Annotated in this window: 16 protein-coding genes and 2 tRNA genes; 10 read left to right on the plus strand and 8 right to left on the minus strand. The window is 75.0% G+C overall.

Annotated features, from left to right (window positions below; all coding sequences use genetic code 11):
• Positions 1–82: 82 nt before the first annotated feature.
• Positions 83–769, minus strand: coding sequence for a hypothetical protein (locus HKK73_RS11720; protein WP_034651756.1), 687 nt, complete (start codon positions 767–769; stop codon positions 83–85).
• A 119-nt stretch (positions 770–888) separates the two neighbouring features.
• Here HKK73_RS11720 and HKK73_RS11725 point away from each other — a divergent pair, with 119 nt between their 5' ends.
• The 5 genes from HKK73_RS11725 (at position 889) to HKK73_RS11745 (ending at position 5,964) form a co-directional block, all read left to right on the plus strand.
• Positions 889–2,088: a PucR family transcriptional regulator gene (locus HKK73_RS11725; protein WP_370670920.1), complete on the plus strand. Its 1,200-nt coding sequence runs from the start codon at positions 889–891 to the stop codon at positions 2,086–2,088.
• A gap of 131 nt (positions 2,089–2,219) precedes the next feature.
• Positions 2,220–3,206, plus strand: coding sequence for an ACP S-malonyltransferase (locus tag HKK73_RS11730; protein WP_114553198.1), 987 nt, complete (start codon positions 2,220–2,222; stop codon positions 3,204–3,206).
• Positions 3,203–4,210: a beta-ketoacyl-ACP synthase III gene (locus HKK73_RS11735; protein ID WP_034651764.1), complete on the plus strand. Its 1,008-nt coding sequence runs from the start codon at positions 3,203–3,205 to the stop codon at positions 4,208–4,210. The genes HKK73_RS11730 and HKK73_RS11735 overlap by 4 nt, the downstream gene beginning before the upstream one ends.
• Before the next feature lie 163 nt (positions 4,211–4,373).
• Positions 4,374–4,622, plus strand: coding sequence for an acyl carrier protein (locus tag HKK73_RS11740; protein WP_021482065.1), 249 nt, complete (start codon positions 4,374–4,376; stop codon positions 4,620–4,622).
• A 97-nt stretch (positions 4,623–4,719) separates the two neighbouring features.
• A complete protein-coding gene (locus tag HKK73_RS11745; RefSeq protein WP_034651767.1) occupies positions 4,720–5,964 on the plus strand; it encodes a beta-ketoacyl synthase in 1,245 nt (414 codons plus the stop codon).
• A gap of 113 nt (positions 5,965–6,077) precedes the next feature.
• Here HKK73_RS11745 and HKK73_RS11750 read toward each other — a convergent pair whose 3' ends face one another.
• The 3 genes from HKK73_RS11750 to HKK73_RS11760 all read right to left on the minus strand — a co-directional run bounded on the left by HKK73_RS11750 (position 6,078) and on the right by HKK73_RS11760 (position 8,106).
• On the minus strand, positions 6,078–6,578 hold the full coding sequence (locus HKK73_RS11750; RefSeq protein WP_021481145.1) for a DUF3145 domain-containing protein: 501 nt from the start codon (positions 6,576–6,578) through the stop codon (positions 6,078–6,080).
• A gap of 168 nt (positions 6,579–6,746) precedes the next feature.
• Entirely contained in the window at positions 6,747–7,232 is a 486-nt protein-coding gene (gene def, locus HKK73_RS11755) for a peptide deformylase (protein WP_021481144.1), read from the minus strand.
• Positions 7,233–7,299: 67 nt separating this feature from the next.
• The gene (locus HKK73_RS11760; protein WP_249355963.1) at positions 7,300–8,106 is read right to left on the minus strand and encodes a DUF1206 domain-containing protein; all 807 of its coding nucleotides are present in this window, start codon (positions 8,104–8,106) and stop codon (positions 7,300–7,302) included.
• Positions 8,107–8,248: 142 nt separating this feature from the next.
• Between HKK73_RS11760 and HKK73_RS11765 the strand changes: the two genes are divergently transcribed.
• Positions 8,249–9,367, plus strand: coding sequence for an acyltransferase (locus HKK73_RS11765; protein ID WP_171468066.1), 1,119 nt, complete (start codon positions 8,249–8,251; stop codon positions 9,365–9,367).
• Here HKK73_RS11765 and HKK73_RS11770 read toward each other — a convergent pair.
• Both HKK73_RS11770 and HKK73_RS11775 read right to left on the minus strand, forming a co-directional pair.
• Entirely contained in the window at positions 9,340–9,699 is a 360-nt protein-coding gene (locus tag HKK73_RS11770; protein ID WP_216607983.1) for a DUF488 domain-containing protein, read from the minus strand. The genes HKK73_RS11765 and HKK73_RS11770 overlap by 28 nt on opposite strands.
• A gap of 51 nt (positions 9,700–9,750) precedes the next feature.
• Positions 9,751–9,824: transfer RNA gene (locus HKK73_RS11775), tRNA-Ile, on the minus strand.
• Between the two features lie 58 nt (positions 9,825–9,882).
• On the opposite strand from HKK73_RS11775, the gene HKK73_RS11780 reads away from it, so the two are divergent.
• The 3 genes from HKK73_RS11780 (at position 9,883) to HKK73_RS11790 (ending at position 11,416) form a co-directional block, all read left to right on the plus strand.
• Complete coding sequence (locus HKK73_RS11780) at positions 9,883–10,398, plus strand: hypothetical protein (RefSeq protein ID WP_043654924.1); 516 nt, start codon at positions 9,883–9,885, stop codon at positions 10,396–10,398.
• Between the two features lie 55 nt (positions 10,399–10,453).
• Positions 10,454–10,529: transfer RNA gene (locus HKK73_RS11785), tRNA-Asn, on the plus strand.
• A 182-nt stretch (positions 10,530–10,711) separates the two neighbouring features.
• Positions 10,712–11,416, plus strand: a complete 705-nt coding sequence (locus HKK73_RS11790; RefSeq protein WP_144722549.1) for a hypothetical protein — start codon at positions 10,712–10,714, stop codon at positions 11,414–11,416.
• A gap of 52 nt (positions 11,417–11,468) precedes the next feature.
• Here the strand turns inward: HKK73_RS11790 and dnaG are convergent, their stop codons facing one another.
• Together dnaG and HKK73_RS11800 are read right to left on the minus strand one after the other, a co-directional pair.
• Complete coding sequence (gene dnaG / locus HKK73_RS11795) at positions 11,469–13,415, minus strand: DNA primase (RefSeq protein WP_086151085.1); 1,947 nt, start codon at positions 13,413–13,415, stop codon at positions 11,469–11,471.
• A 9-nt stretch (positions 13,416–13,424) separates the two neighbouring features.
• Positions 13,425–14,387, minus strand: a complete 963-nt coding sequence (locus HKK73_RS11800; protein ID WP_171468067.1) for a helix-turn-helix domain-containing protein — start codon at positions 14,385–14,387, stop codon at positions 13,425–13,427.
• 96 nt (positions 14,388–14,483) lie between these two features.
• Between HKK73_RS11800 and HKK73_RS11805 the strand changes: the two genes are divergently transcribed.
• On the plus strand, positions 14,484–14,936 hold the full coding sequence (locus HKK73_RS11805) for a VOC family protein (protein ID WP_171468068.1): 453 nt from the start codon (positions 14,484–14,486) through the stop codon (positions 14,934–14,936).
• Positions 14,937–14,939 lie beyond the last annotated feature (3 nt).

The following is a 14,939-nucleotide window of genomic DNA, read 5'->3' on the forward strand; positions in this document are numbered from 1 at the left end:
CCACCGCCTGAGACGACGACGGCCGGTCACCCCGCGGGGTGACCGGCCGTCGTCGTCTCCGGAAGGTGCCGGGCGCCGCGGGTCAGGTCCCGGCGCGGTGCTGCTCGGCCTGCGCGACGGCGCGCTCGAGGTCCGCGCGCAGCGGCGCGACGCCCCGGGGGTCGCCGTACTCGACGAGCGACTCGAGGTGGTGGCGGGCGTCGAGGGGACGGTCGGCCTCGATGGCCGCGAGGACGAGCTGGCGCCCGACCTCGGCCTCGTGCTCGCGGGCGCGCCAGTGGCCGACGCCGAGGCCCAGCGCCTCGACCGGCAGGCCCGCCGTGCGCAGCACCTCCATGGACTGCGCGAGCGCGTGCCCCGAGGGGTCGCGCTCCGCGGCCGTCGCGAAGCGGCGCAGGGCCGCCTCCGGGTCGTCGTCGAGGGAGAGGCGGCCGAGCTCCACGAGCGGGTACCACCCGCGGGGGTGCCCGGCGAGCTCCTCGGCGAGCGCCCAGACCGCGAGGTCGGCGGCGCGCTGCTTCTCCGTCTCGTCCGCCGGGGCAGCGAGCGGGTCGTCCGTGGTCGGTCCCTCCGCGGCGCGACGGCGGACCAGCTCCGCGAGCGCGCGGAAGGCCCGCTCGTCGTTCGGGTCGTCGACGAGCATCGCCCGCAGCGCGTCCTCGTGGACCGTGTCGCCACGCTTCTCCCCGGACCGTGGGCGGCGCGTGCCGACGGTCGACGCGGACGTCGGCCGACGCATGAGCTGTCGAAGTCGGGGCATGAGTGCCATTCCCCGACCCTAGCGGGTCGTCCGGGTGCTCACCCAGCGACCCGGTCCCCCGGCGACCCGGCGCCCGCCGTGGCACGCGCTTTGTGGACTGTCCACAACCCCGGCCGTATGCTCGGCGCGTGACGGCCACCCCCAGGACCCCGGCGACCGCGCCGACCCCGACGAGCCCGGCCGGCAACGCGGACAACCTCCAGCGCCTGCGCGACGGCAGCGGCCTGCTCATGTCCGCCGCGCTGCGCCGGCTCGACGACGAGATCCGCTGGTACCGCGAGCTCCCGGCCGAGGACCGCTCCTACGTGGGTCTCGTCGCGCAGTCCGGCATCACGGCGTTCGTCACGTGGTACGCGGACCCGCAGGCCCCGCCGCACGGCGTGAGCGACATCTTCGCCGCGGCCCCGCCCGAGCTCACGCGCTCGATCTCGCTCCAGAACACGCTCCAGCTCGTCCGCATCGTCGTCGAGGTCGTCGAGGCGTACTCGGACCAGCTCGCGGCGCCGGGCGGCGAGCGCGACCTGCGCGAGGCCGTGCTGCGCTACTCCCGGGAGGTGGCGTTCTCCGCGGCCGAGGTCTACGCCCGCGCCGCGGAGGTCCGCGGCGCGTGGGACGCGCGCCTGGAGGCCCTCGTCGTGGACGCGCTCATCCGCGGCGACGGCGACGACTCGCTGCGGTCGCGCGTCTCGGCGCTCGGCTGGAGCGGCCACGGCTCGACGCTCGTCATGGCGGGCACGATCGCCGCGACGCTCGACGAGGTCCGGACGGCGGAGCTGCGCCGGGCGACGCGCCGCGCGGCGGGCGACGCGCTCGTGGGCATCCACGGCGACCGGCTCGTCCTCGTGCTCGGCGGCGAGGGCGACCTCCAGGCCGCCGCGGCGTCGCTCCTGCCCCGCTTCGGCCCCGGCCCGGTCGTCATCGGGCCGACGGTCCCCGGGCTGGAGGAGGCCGCGCGCTCGGCGCAGGCCGCGCTCGCGGGGCTGCGGGCCGCGCCCGCCTGGCCGCAGGCCCCGCGCCCGGTGCTCGCCGACGACCTGCTCCCGGAGCGCGTCCTCACCGGTGACACCACGGCGCGACGCACGCTCGTCGCCCAGGCGTACCGCCCGCTCGCCGAGGCGACGGGCTCGGTGCTCGAGACGCTGTCCGCCTACCTCGGCACGGGCCGGTCGCTCGAGGCGGCGGCCCGGTCCCTGTACGTGCACCCCAACACCGTGCGCTACCGCCTGCGCAAGGTCTCGGAGATCACCGGGTGGGACCCGCTCGACGCCCGCGAGTCGTTCGTGCTGCAGGTCGCGCTCGCGCTCGGGCAGCTCTCGACGGTCCGCTGAGGAGCCGGGCGCGCCCGACACCCCCGGGCACCTCCCCGATCGGTGTCTTGTAGGTTCGGCACAACCACCCTCCGCAAGGTTGGTGCGCGTCGTGACGTGGCGCACGGCCCTCGCGTTGGCACAGTTGACGGGTGCTCGCCGTCTTGTGCCCTGGACAGGGCTCCCAGTCCCCCGGAATGCTCGCCCCCTGGCTCGAGCTGCCCGGCGTCGCCGACCAGGTCTCCGCGTTCGGCGAGGCCGCGGGCCTCGACCTGCGCGCGCACGGGACGGAGTCGGACGCCGACACGATCCGTGACACCGCCGTCGCGCAGCCGCTCATCGTCGCGTCGTCGCTCGTCGCGCTCCGCGTGATCCTCGACGGGCGCGACACCGCCGACGTCGTCGACGTGACCGCCGGGCACTCGGTCGGCGAGCTCGCCGCCGCGGCCGTCGCGGGGGCGCTGACGGACACCGGCGCCGTTGGGCTGGTCGCGCACCGCGCGCGCGCCATGGCCGCGGCCGCCGCCGCGACGCCCACCGGCATGAGCGCCGTCGTCGGGGGCGACCCGGAGGAGGTCCTCGCCGCGATCGAGGCGGCCCACCTGTGGCCCGCGAACGTCAACGGCGGCGGGCAGGTCGTCGCCGCCGGCGCCCTCGACCACCTCGCCGCCCTCGCGGAGAACCCGCCCGCGAAGGCGCGCGTCATCCCGCTCCAGGTCGCGGGCGCCTTCCACACGCCCTTCATGCAGCCGGCGCTCGAGGAGTTCGAGCCGGTCGCCGCGTCGTGGGACGTCGCCGACCCGCGCCTGCCGCTCCTGTCCAACGCCGACGGCGAGTCCTACGGGACCATCGACATCGAGGGCAGCACGTACGGCAAGGCGCGCGACGTCGTCCGCCGCCTCACCGCGCAGATCGCGGCGCCCGTGCGCTGGGACCTGTGCCAGGAGACCCTCGCGGAGCTCGGCGTCACGGCGCTGCTCGAGCTCGCGCCCGGAGGCGTCCTCACGGGTCTCGCCCGCCGGTCGCTCAAGGGCGTCGAGGCCGTGGCCGTGAAGTCGCCCGACGACGTCGAGGCCGCTCGCGACCTCGTCGCCCGACACTCGGTGGCGGCCGGCGCGGCCACGGGCGTCGACGCGTGAGCGGCGCGACCCTGCGCCAGGCCACCGGGCCGGCGCACTCGCGCATCCTCGCGATCGGCGGGGTGCGCGGCGAGAACGTCGTGACGAACGACGACATCGCCGGCCCGATCGACTCCTCCGACGAGTGGATCCGGCAGCGCACCGGGATCGTCACGCGGCGTCGTGCGGGCGCCGACGTCGACGTCCTCGACCTGTCCGAGGCCGCGGCGCGCGACGCGCTCGCCCGGGCGGGCCTCCAGGGCGCCGACGTCGATGCGGTGATCGTCTCCACGGTCACGTACTTCCACCAGACCCCCGCCGCCGCGGCGGTGCTCGCGGAGCGCCTCGGCGCGACGCCCGCCGCCGCGTTCGACGTCTCCGCCGCGTGCGCGGGCTACGCCTACGCCATCGCGCAGGCCGACGCCCTCGTGCGTGCCGGCATCGCGACGCACGTGCTCGTGGTCGGCGCGGAGAAGATGAGCGACTTCATCGACCCGACCGACCGCTCGATCTCGTTCCTCCTGGGCGACGGCGCCGGCGCCGCGATCGTCGGGCCGTCCGACACCCCGGGCATCGGCCCGACGGTGTGGGGCTCCGACGGCGGCAAGGCGCAGGCGATCCGCCAGACGCACGCGTGGTCGGACCTGCGCGAGGACCCCTCGCTCGGGTGGCCCACGCTGCGCCAGGACGGTCAGAGCGTGTTCAAGTGGGCCGCGTTCCAGATGGCCCCCGTCGCCGCCAAGGCGATGGCCGAGGCCGGGGTCGCCCCGGCCGACATCGGCGCGTTCGTGCCGCACCAGGCGAACATGCGGATCATCGACCAGATGATCAAGCAGCTCGAGCTCCCCGCGTCCGTCGCGGTCGCCCGGGACATCGCGGAGACCGGCAACACGTCGGCCGCCTCGATCCCCCTCGCGACCCGGCGCCTGCTCGACGAGGGGCAGGTCCGCTCCGGCGACCTAGCCCTCCAGATCGGGTTCGGCGCCGGGCTCGTCTACGCGGCGCAGGTGGTCGTGCTGCCGTAGGGGAGAATCACCCTGGACGGACGGCCGCCCTCCCCGCGGGGAGGACCCACGCCGTCGGCGGACCCGTCCGTCGCGAGCACCGTCTGACGAAGTACCGCCCGGCACACCCACCGGGCACCGCCACCGGGACCGGTCGCCGCCGGCCCCACGACAAGGAGAAACCATGGCCTACACCGAGCAGGAAGTCCTCGCCGGCCTCGCGGAGATCGTCGCCGAGGAGACGGGTCTGCCGACCGACGCCGTCGCGCTCGAGAAGTCCTTCACCGACGACCTCGACATCGACTCGCTGTCGATGATGACGATCGTCACCCACGCCGAGGACAAGTTCGGGGTCCGCATTCCGGACGACGAGGTCAAGAACCTCACGACGGTCGGCGACGCCGTGTCCTTCATCACGGGCGCCCAGGCCTGAGCACGCCCCGCCTGCCTCGCAGGCCTGCGGGCGGGCCGGCGTCACCCACGCCGGCCCGCCCGTCCTCCCGCCCCCGCCGCAACCCCCGAGGAGCACCATGTCTGCCGCTACTGAAGTCGTCGTCACCGGCCTCGGCGCCACCACGCCGCTCGGCGGCGACGTGCCCTCCACCTGGGCCGCGGCACTGGCCGGCGAGTCCGGCGCGCGCACGCTCGAGAACGACTGGGCGGAGCGCTACGAGATCCCGGTGACGTTCGCCGCGACGATCAAGGTCGACCCGGCCGAGGTCCTCGCGCGCCCCGAGATCAAGCGCATGGACCCCTCCACGCAGTACGCGATCATCGCCGCGCGCGAGGCGTGGGCGGACGCGGGCAGCCCCGAGGTCGACGGCGACCGGCTCGGCACGGTCGTGTCGTCGGGCATCGGCGGCATCTGGACCACGCTCGACGGCTGGGACACGCTGCGGGAGCGCGGCGCGCGCCGCATGCTGCCCATGACCGTGCCCATGCTCATGCCGAACTCCCCCACCGCGTACGTCTCGCTCGAGCTCGGCGCCCGGGCGGGCGCCCACGCTCTCGTCTCCGCGTGCGCGTCCGGTGCCGAGGCGATCGGCTACGGCGTCGACATGATCCGCGCGGGCCGCGCGGACGTCGTCGTCGCCGGCGGCACCGAGGCCACGATCCACCCCATGCCGATGGCGGCCTTCGCCGCCTCGCGCACGCTCTCGCTGCGCAACGACGACCCCCAGGGCGCGTCGCGCCCGTACGACGTCGACCGCGACGGCTTCGTCATCGGCGAGGGCTCGGGCGTCGTCGTCCTCGAGAGCGCCGAGCACGCCGCGGCCCGCGGCGCCCGCGTCTACGCGCGCCTCGCCGGCGTCGGGCTGTCCTCCGACGCCTACCACATCACCTCTCCCGACCCGGAGGGGCGGGGCCAGGTCGCGGCGATGCGCCGTGCGCTCGAGGAGGCCGGGGTCACGGGGCGGGACGTCGTGCACGTCAACGCGCACGCGACCTCGACCAAGGTGGGCGACCTCACCGAGACCCGCTCCATCCGCTCGCTCCTGGGCGACGACGCCGACCACGTGCTGCTCTCGGCCACCAAGTCGATGACCGGGCACCTCCTCGGCGGTGCCGGCGCGCTCGAGTCGATCTTCACGATCAAGGCCGTCGCGGAGCGCCTCGCTCCCCCGACGATCAACGTGGCGAACCCCGACCCGGAGCTCCAGGTGCCGCTCGTGCGCGACACGCCCGCGCCGCTGCCGAGCGGCGACGTCGTCGCGATCAACAACTCGTTCGGCTTCGGGGGCCACAACGTCGCCCTCGCCGTGGCCAGCGTCTGACCGGACGCCACGACGACGCGAAGGGCGCCTCCCCCGATCTCCGGGAGGCGCCCTTCGCCGTCCCTGCGGACGGGCGTTCGTGGGTAGTCGCTGCCGACAGGCGTGCGCGAGCGTCAGCCGACGCGGTGCAGCCAGCGCACCGGCGCGCCCGCGCCGGCGTAGCGGAACGGCTCGAGCTCGTCGTCCCAGGCCTTGCCGAGCGCGAGGTGGAGGGCGTCGCGCATGGCCCAGGGCTCGCTCACCTGCTCGAGCGCGGCCCGGATCCGGTCCTCGGGCACGACGATGTTCCCGTGCACGTCCGTCTGGGCGTAGAAGATGCCGAGGTCGGGCGTGTGGGACCAGCGACCGCCGTCGACGCCGTGGCTGGGCTCCTCGGTCACCTCGTACCGCAGGTGGGACCATCCGCGCAGCGCGGAAGCCAGCCTGGCGCCCGTCCCCTGCGGCCCCTGCCACGAGTACTCGGCCCGGTAGAGGCCGCGCGCAGCGGGCTGCTCGGTCCAGTCGAGCGACACGCGCACGCCGAGGACGTTGCCCGCGGCCCACTCCATGTGCGGGCACAGAGCACGCGGTGCTGAGTGCACGTAAAGAACACCGCGGGTGATGGCACCGGCCATGTCTGCCTCCCTAGGTCGAGGTTTCGTCTTCCCCAACGTCCTCACCCAGGGCGGGTCCACAGCGCTCGCACCGATGTCGCGGCGTGTCTCGTGCTCATCTTGCACGACATCGCGCGTGCGCGCGAGAGATCGGGCGGGCGTGCCCGGGACCGACCGGGCACACCCGTGTCAGAGGTGCTCGCGCAGCTCGCGCATCGCCTTCTTGCGCACGGAGCGGTCGAGCCGGTCCAGGTAGAGCATGCCGTCGAGGTGGTCGCACTCGTGCTGGAGGCACCGGGCCATGAGCTCGGTCCCCTCGACCACGACCTCGTTGCCGTCGAGGTCGGTGCCGACCACGCGCGCGTACCAGGCGCGGCGCGTCGGGTACCAGAGGTCGGGGACGGAGAGGCAGCCCTCGTCGCCGTCCTGGTAGTCGTCGGACAGCTCGACGATGCGCGGGTTGAGCACGTACCCGATCTCGTCGTCGATGTTCCACGAGAACGCCCGGAGGTTGACGCCGATCTGGTTGGCGGCGAGCCCCGCGCGCCCCTCGTGGTCGACCGTCTCGACGAGGTCGGCGACGAGAGAGCGCACCCGGTCGTCGATGGTGGTGATCTCGTCGCAGGGGGTGCGGAGCACGGGGTCCGGGATGGTCCGGATCTCTCTCATCGCCATGGTCACCATTCTTCCATGCGCACGACGACGTCCGGCCGTCGTCCCCGGCCTCGCACCGGGGCGCGCGTCACATCCGCGCGTACCGCGCCCGCGCGAACGAGTAGAGCCCGTAGGCCGCGAAGCCCAGACCGACGGCGACGAGGAGCGCGACCCCGAACGGCTGCGCCGCGAGCGTGGCGAACGCGCTGTCGAGGCCGCCCGCCTGCTGCGGGTCGTGCTGGACCGCAGCCACGACGAACAGCACGCCCAGCACGCCGAGCGCGATGCCCTTGGCGATGTACCCGACGCGCCCGAGCGTCACCACGGCACGGCCCAGGTGCCCGCTGGTCCCGCCCTGGAGGTCCTCGAGGAACTTCTTCCGCCACCCCTTGACGACGTGGTAGACGCCACCGGCGACGATGCCCACCCCGACCGCGCCGACGAGCAGCACGCCGCCGGGCTTCTCCATGAGGGTCGCGGTCATGCTCTCCTCCTGGCCGGAGCCGCCGGCGGACCCGGTCACGACCTGGAGGGCGATCACCCCGAGCGCCAGGTAGAGGACGGCCTTGCCCGCGGCCTTGAGCCGGTCGGACGTCTCGGCCGCGCCGCTCAGCGCGACCGTGACCTGCCACAGGGCGAGCGCCGCGAACGCCACGACGGCGAACCAGAGCAGCGCGGTGCCGCCCGGCGTCTGCGCGATCGCGGTGAGCGCACCGGTCTGGTCGGCCTGCTCGCTCGAGGCCGAGCCCGTCGCCACCTGCACGGCGAGGACGCCGACGACGAGGTGGAGCAGGCCGCTCACCGCGTAGCCCCCGCGGGCCAGGAGCTCCAGGGTCTTGCTGCCGCGTGCGCCGCGTGCTGCCGCCTTGCCGGTCGAGCTCATGCTCGGTGCCACAGGACCTCCTCGGTCGTCGGGACGCCGCCCCCACCGCGCCGCCGGGTTCTCCGGCCCGCACACGGTGCCAGAACTGCGCACTCCGCGCACGCCGGACGGCGTTGCCAGGCGGCGTTGATCACGATTCGGTAACGTGCCGCGGATGCCCCCGCAGAACCCTCGCCTCGCCGTGCTCGACGGACTCCGGTTCGCGGCAGCAGCTGCGGTGCTCGTCTACCACTTCGTCGCCGTCAACCACCACGCGTGGGGCGCGCGCACGAGCGCCTCGCTCCCCGACGCCCAGGCCGTCACCGCCTACGGGTCCTTCGGGGTCCAGCTCTTCTTCGTCGTCAGCGGCTTCGTCATCCTCATGACGGCGTGGGGCCGCGACGTGCGCGGCTTCGTCGCGTCGCGCGCCGGGCGGCTCTTCCCCGCGTACTGGGCCTCGGTGCTGCTCACGGTGGTCCTGCTGGTGCTCGTCGTCCCCGGCCGGCGCGACGTCGACCTGCCGCAGGCGGCGGCCAACCTCACCATGGTCCAGCGCGCGTTCGGGATCCCCGACCTCGAGGCCGTCTACTGGACGCTCTGGTCCGAGCTGCGGTTCTACGTCCTCGTCGGCGTGCTCGTCGCCGTCGGCCTCACGCGGGCGCGGGTCCTCGCGTTCGTCGTGCTGTGGCCCGTCGCCGGCGCGATCGCGACCCAGACCGGCTCCGAGCTGGCCGCGACGGTGCTCGTCGCCCCCGACGCCCCGCTCTTCGCGGGCGGCATGGTGCTCTACCTGCTGACCCGCGAGCGCCGCTCCCCCGTCCTCTGGCTCGCGCTCGCGCTGAACGTGCTCCTCGGGGCGGCGCTCTCCGGGCGGATCCAGTCCGGCCGCATCGAGAACAGCACCGACGTCGTCGTCTCCCCCACCGCGTGGTGGGTCGCGATCGTCGTGTGCTTCGCGCTCGTCGCCGTGGCGACGCTCACCCCGCTCGCCCGCGTCTCCTCGGGCTGGCTCACCGCGCTCGGCGCCCTCACCTACCCGCTCTACCTCGTGCACTCGTCCTGGGGACGATGGGTCATCGAGTCCGTGCACCCGTACCTCTCGCGCGCCGCGACCCTCGCGGTGGCGGTCGCGGTGTGCCTCGCCCTCGCCTGGGTGATCCACCGCGCCGTCGAACGGCCGCTCGGGCCCCGGCTGCGCCGCGCCCTCGACCGCGACCTGCGCCGCGACCTCGACCGCCCGACCCGGGCCGCCGCGTCCCGGGGCGCTCAGGACGAGGCGCTCGCCGCGAGGTAGTCGCGCAGCACCACCGCCTGGTTGTGCTGCTCGTCCCTCGCCCCGTACACCAGCGTCACCACGGGGTGCTGCCCGACGACGTCCCGCAGCTCCGCGACCGCGTCGCCGCGGGCGTCGAGCTCGGCGCGGTACCGCTCGGCGAACTCGTCGAACAGCCGCTCCTCGTGGTGGAACCAGCGCCGCAGGTCCGTCGACGGCGCGACGTCCCGGAGCCACAGGTCGACGTGCGCCGCCTCCTTGCTCACGCCGCGCGGCCACAGGCGGTCGACGAGCACGCGGAACCCGTCCTGCTCCTCGGCCGGCTCGTACACGCGCTTGGTCCGCACCGTCATGAGGCCATGACACCGCGCGGACGCTCGCGCCGCACGCGCGACGCGGAAGGGTGCCCCGTGCAGGACTTGAACCCGCGACCGAGAGATTATGAGTCTCCTGCTCTGACCAGCTGAGCTAACGGGGCGCGCGGGCGAGCATACCGCCCGTGCGGCAGGCGGTCGGAGAGCCGCTACGGTGGGGACGTGTCCTGGTTCCGCCGTCCCGCGCTGCCCGACCCTGTCCGCCGTGCGCTCGACCTCCCGGCCACCGATCGTGTCCTCGCGTCGGCGGAGCTCGCCGACGGGTCGTGGGCCGTCGCGACGCGGGCCGGGCTCCTCACGAGCGACGCCGGCGGGACGACCGTCGTCCGGCGCCTCTGGTCGGACGTCGACCGGGCGGGGTACGACCCGGAGAGCGCGACGATCACCGTCTCGTGGGTCGACGGCGCCCCTCCCCTGGCCCTGCGCCTCGCCGACCCGCGCCGCACGTCGCTCGCGCAGACGCTGCGCGAGCGCGTGCAGTCGTCGGTCGTGCTCTCCGAGACCGTGACGTTCGCCGCAGGCCTCACCGCGCGCGTCGCCGTGCGGCGAGACGCGGACGGCGAGCTCTTCTCGCAGGTCGTCGCCGACCCCGGGCTGGACCTGACGGACCCGGAGGTCGAGGCCCGGGTCGACGCGGCCGAGGGTCGGGTCCGGTCGGCGTCCGGACTACCCCTCTGAGCCTGCTAGAGTTTTCCCCGGTCGCTGCGGTGCACACCGCAACGGCCATGGTCGATCCCGCGTAGCTCAGCTGGCAGAGCATCCGACTGTTAATCGGACGGTCGTAGGTTCAAGTCCTACCGCGGGAGCCATCGCCCCCATCCGGATCCCCGGGTGGGGGTTTTCTTTTCCTCGAGCGACCCAGACGCACTCATCGCACCCGTCCGCATGCTCGTGTCCGTGCCTCCGGAGGTCGGGTCGCTGTCCGGTCGGCGGACCGGAGGCGGCGAACCTTCGCGGTGGTGGCCGGTTGAGGATCGTTACGCTCACGTCCATGCATCTGCCGTCAGCGCTCGACTCGCTCCGCGCCGGGCTCGAGTCCAGGGCCGTGGAAGCGCGTGGTGCCGCGAGGAGCCGCTGGCGGCGCCTGCAGGGGCGCCACGGTGCGTTCGCGCACGGAGAGGTCAGTGCGCGGGCGACGCGCCTCACCGAGCTCTGGGAGCGCAGGTGGCCCGGTGTCGAGCCGCTCGGGCACGTGCTGCGAGTCGAGTACCCCGACCGGTGGGTCCGGTTCCACAGTCTCCCCGAGTCGAAGCGATGCGCCGAGAACGCGGCCGACGACGAGGAGATCGTGCGGCGGCACCGCGCGGTCCTGCACGAGCTGCTCGGCTCTGCCGACTCCCGCGCCTTCCACGGCGTGTACGTCGTCGGTGTCGACTGGGACTGGCGGGACCTGGCTGCGGGCTGGACGAAGCGCCGTCTGCCCGGAGCGTGGCCCTGGCGGAGCAGCACCCCGGACGGCGACGACGCCCCTCACTACTTCTGGGCGGTGTCGGATCGGTCCCCGCAGGAGATCGACGCGCTCCTGCTCGGGGCAGCGGACGACCAGTGCCACATCGTCATCGGCGCGCACGACCTCTCGTGGCTCTACTGCCCGTACGACGGGGGCGCCGACGTCCTGCTCCCGACCGAGGCCGAACGCGACGCCCTGCGGGAGCGCCATACCGACTGGCTCTCGCCGCACCCGGGCGGGCTCTGAGCCGCACCCGGCATCGGCGGCGCCGCGGCCCTCGGAGGTCGAGCGGTGGGCGTTAGGCGATCTCGCCCTCGCGCAGCGTGCGGCGCTCGGCCTCGACGGCGAGGAGCGCGGCGAACGCCTCCTGGTACGCGGCGAGGTCGACCGACGGGTCGAGCCGCTGGAGCCGGCTCTTCGCGTCGGCGACGCGACGCGTGAGGCCCAGGTCGACGAGGCCGCGCACGACGCCCGCGACGTAGCCGCCGACGACGTTCTCCCGGTCCTCGGGCAGGGGCGCGACGGCGAGCTCGGTCACGAGGCCGCGCACGGGCTCGGCTGCCTGCTCGACGACCGCCTCGACCCAGTGCCCGGCGCCGAGCGACCTGCCCTCGCGCACGCCGCCCGCGGCGCGGATCGCGGCGTGGACGGCGCGCCACGCGGGGACGGCGAACGCGTCCTCGCCGAGGTCGTCGAACATCGGCGGCACGTGCTGGGGGTACTGGAGGACGGCGGCGAGCGCGAGTCGCTCCCGGCGCGCGACGGGGTCGCGCGGGTCGGGCAGGGGCAGCGCGGGGACCTCGGGCTCAGGCGGCCGGGCCTCGGCGCCGGGGCGGGCGTCGTCGGGCCGGGAGGTCCGCACGGGCCCGGGTGCGCTGCCGCGCTTGGCGGCCGCGGCGACCTCGCGCCGGACGCGCTCCGCGTCGGTGCCGATCCAGCCGGCGAGCATGCGCGCGTACTCGGGCCGCAGCGCGGTGTCGCGGATGCCGGCGACGACGGGGGCGGCCGCGCGCAGGGCGCCGACGCGCCCCTCGGCCGTGTCGAGGTCGAACGAGGCGAGCGTCGTGCGGATGACGAACTCGAAGAGCGGCTGGCGGCCGTCGACGAGCGCGCGCACCGCGTCCGGCCCGCGCGCCATGCGCAGCTCGCAGGGGTCCATGCCGCTCGGCTCGACGGCCACGAACGTCTGGGCGTAGAAGCGTTGGTCCTCGCCGAACGCCCGCACGGCGGCCTTCTGGCCCGCGGCGTCGCCGTCGAACGTGAAGACGACCTCTCCCCCGACGGACGCGCCCGACGCGAGCTGCATGCCGCCGCCCGCGGTCGTGTCGCCGAGGAGGCGCCGCACGATGCGCGCGTGGTCCGAGCCGAACGCGGTGCCGCACGTCGCGACGGCCGTCGTCACGCCGGACAGGTGCGCAGCCATGACGTCCGTGTACCCCTCGACGACGACGACGCGCTTCTGCTTCGCGATCTCGCGCTTGGCGAGGTCGATGCCGTAGAGCACGTGCGACTTCTTGTAGAGCGTGGTCTCGGGCGTGTTGAGGTACTTGGGGCCCTGGTCCTCGTCGTAGAGGCGGCGCGCGCCGAACCCGATGATCTCGCCGGTCACGTCGCGGATGGGCCACATGAGCCGGCCGCGGAACCGGTCGTAGATGCCGCGCTGCCCCTGGCTCATGAGGCCGGAGGCGACGAGCTCCGCCTGCGTGAAGCCCCGGCCCTGGAGGTGGCGCTGGAGGTTGTCCCAGCCGGTCGGCGCGTACCCGACGCCGAAGTGCTCGGCGTCGGCCCGCTCGAAGCTGCGCTCGGCGAGGAACGCGCGCGCGGCCTGGGCGCCCGGGGCGAAGAGCTGCTCGGAGAAGTACTGGGCCGCGACGCGGTGCGCCTCGAGCAGGCGCTGGCGGCGGCCGGGCTCCTCGCGCGGGCGCTGCGGGCCGCCGGAGTCCTCATAGCGGAGCTGGATGCCGATGCGGTCCGCGAGGTACTCGACGGCCTCGACGAACGTCAGGCCGTCGATCTTCTGCACGAACGAGATGACGTCGCCGCCCTCGCCGCAGCCGAAGCAGTGCCAGCGCCCGACGCCGGGACGCACGTGGAACGACGGCGAGCGCTCGTCGTGGAACGGGCACAGGCCCTTGAGCGAGCCGACGCCTGCGGTCTTGAGCGTGACGTGCGCGGAGACGATCTCGTCGATCCGCGCGCGGTCGCGGACGGCTTCCACGTCCTCGCGTCGAATCAGGCCTGCCACGAGGCGAGTCTATGCGCCCCGGGCCGGCCCGGCGGGTGCCCCGGTGGCGGCGTCCGTCACCCCGGCGCCGGTCCCCGCCGCCGCCCCCACGAGGGCCGCGCGCGACGCCGCGCAGCGGCGCGCGTACGCGCCCGGGGTGACGCCCGTCGCGCGCGCGAAGTCCGCCCCGAGATGGGCCTGGTCGTAGTAGCCGACGGCGGTAGCGAGCCCCGCGAGGTCCTGGCCCGGGTCCGCCGCCAGGAGGTCCGCGGCGAGGTGCACGCGGTGCCGCTGGAGCACCCACTTGGGGCTCACGCCGACGGACGCGGCGAACAGCCGCTGCAGCGAGCGCGCGGACGTGCCGACGACGTCCGCGAGGTCCCCCACGCCCGCCCCCGGCCCGAGCTCGCCGCCGACGAGCGCCGCGAACGCCCGCGCGACCCGGTCGAGGTCGCGCCTCGCGCGTGCGGTGCGGACCCGCTCGGCCCGGGCGCGCAGCAGGGGCTCGACCGTCCGCGCGGCCTCCTCGTCGCGGCCGGTGACCGCCAGGGCGAGCGCGGCGGCGCCGGCGCGCTCCGCCGTCGGGCCGAGCAGCGCCGCGGCCGAGACCTGCACGCCCGGACGCACGGCGTCCGGGTGGCCGAGCAGCACCCGGAAGGCGCCCGGCCGGAGCTTGGTGCCGACGACGGCGCCCGACCCGGTCAGGGTGCGCTCGAACAGCCCCGGAGGGATCCCGTGCGCGACGTACCCCGACTCCTCGGCCACGACGTTCGCCACCGGGTGGGGCACGAGGACCTGGGTGAACGCCGTGCCGGGCGGCAGGTCCCACCGCACGACCCAGTGCCGCTCCACGAGGTCCGCGAGGTCGGGGGCGGGCTCGACGCGCACCAGCTCGAAGCCGCGCCGCGCGGCCGCGGGGTCGACCAGGCCGCGTACCGACGTCGTCGGGCGCCGGGGCCCCGCGGGGGCGCCGGCACCGGCGGGTTCGAACACCTGTCGCATTCCTCCAAGACTGGCACGGCCCGCCGACACGAGCATGGGGGGACGGCCCGCCCCGGGTCGGTGGGGAACCACGAGGAGGAGGACACCATGGAGATGTCGGCACTGCACCCCAACGTCACGGTGAGCGGCGCGCGCGAGGCCATCGCGTTCTACGAGGCCGCGCTCGGCGCCGAGGTGGTCGACACGATCACGGCGGGCGACGCCGTCATCCACTCCGACCTGTGGCTCGTCTCCCCGGCGGGGACCAGCACGTTCACCGTCGCGGAGGCGTTCCCGCCGGACTCGGTCGCGCCGGAGCCCGGCGCCCCGACGCACGCGTCGTTCACCGTCCCGGTCGAGGACGCCGACGCCGCGTACGCGCGGGCGCTCGCGGCCGGCGCGTCGAGCCTCGCGGAGCCGGCGGACTGGTTCGAGGGGTTCCGCCAGGCGGCGGTGCGCGACCCGTTCGGGCACCGCTGGTACTTTGCGACCGTCGCCGAGTCGGTGACGGCCGAGGACGTGCAGCGCGCGAGCGACGCGTGGGTCGCCGAGCGCGGCTGACCC

It is taken from the genome of Cellulosimicrobium sp. 72-3, from assembly GCF_013127315.1.
GTDB classification, from domain to species: domain Bacteria; phylum Actinomycetota; class Actinomycetes; order Actinomycetales; family Cellulomonadaceae; genus Cellulosimicrobium; species Cellulosimicrobium funkei.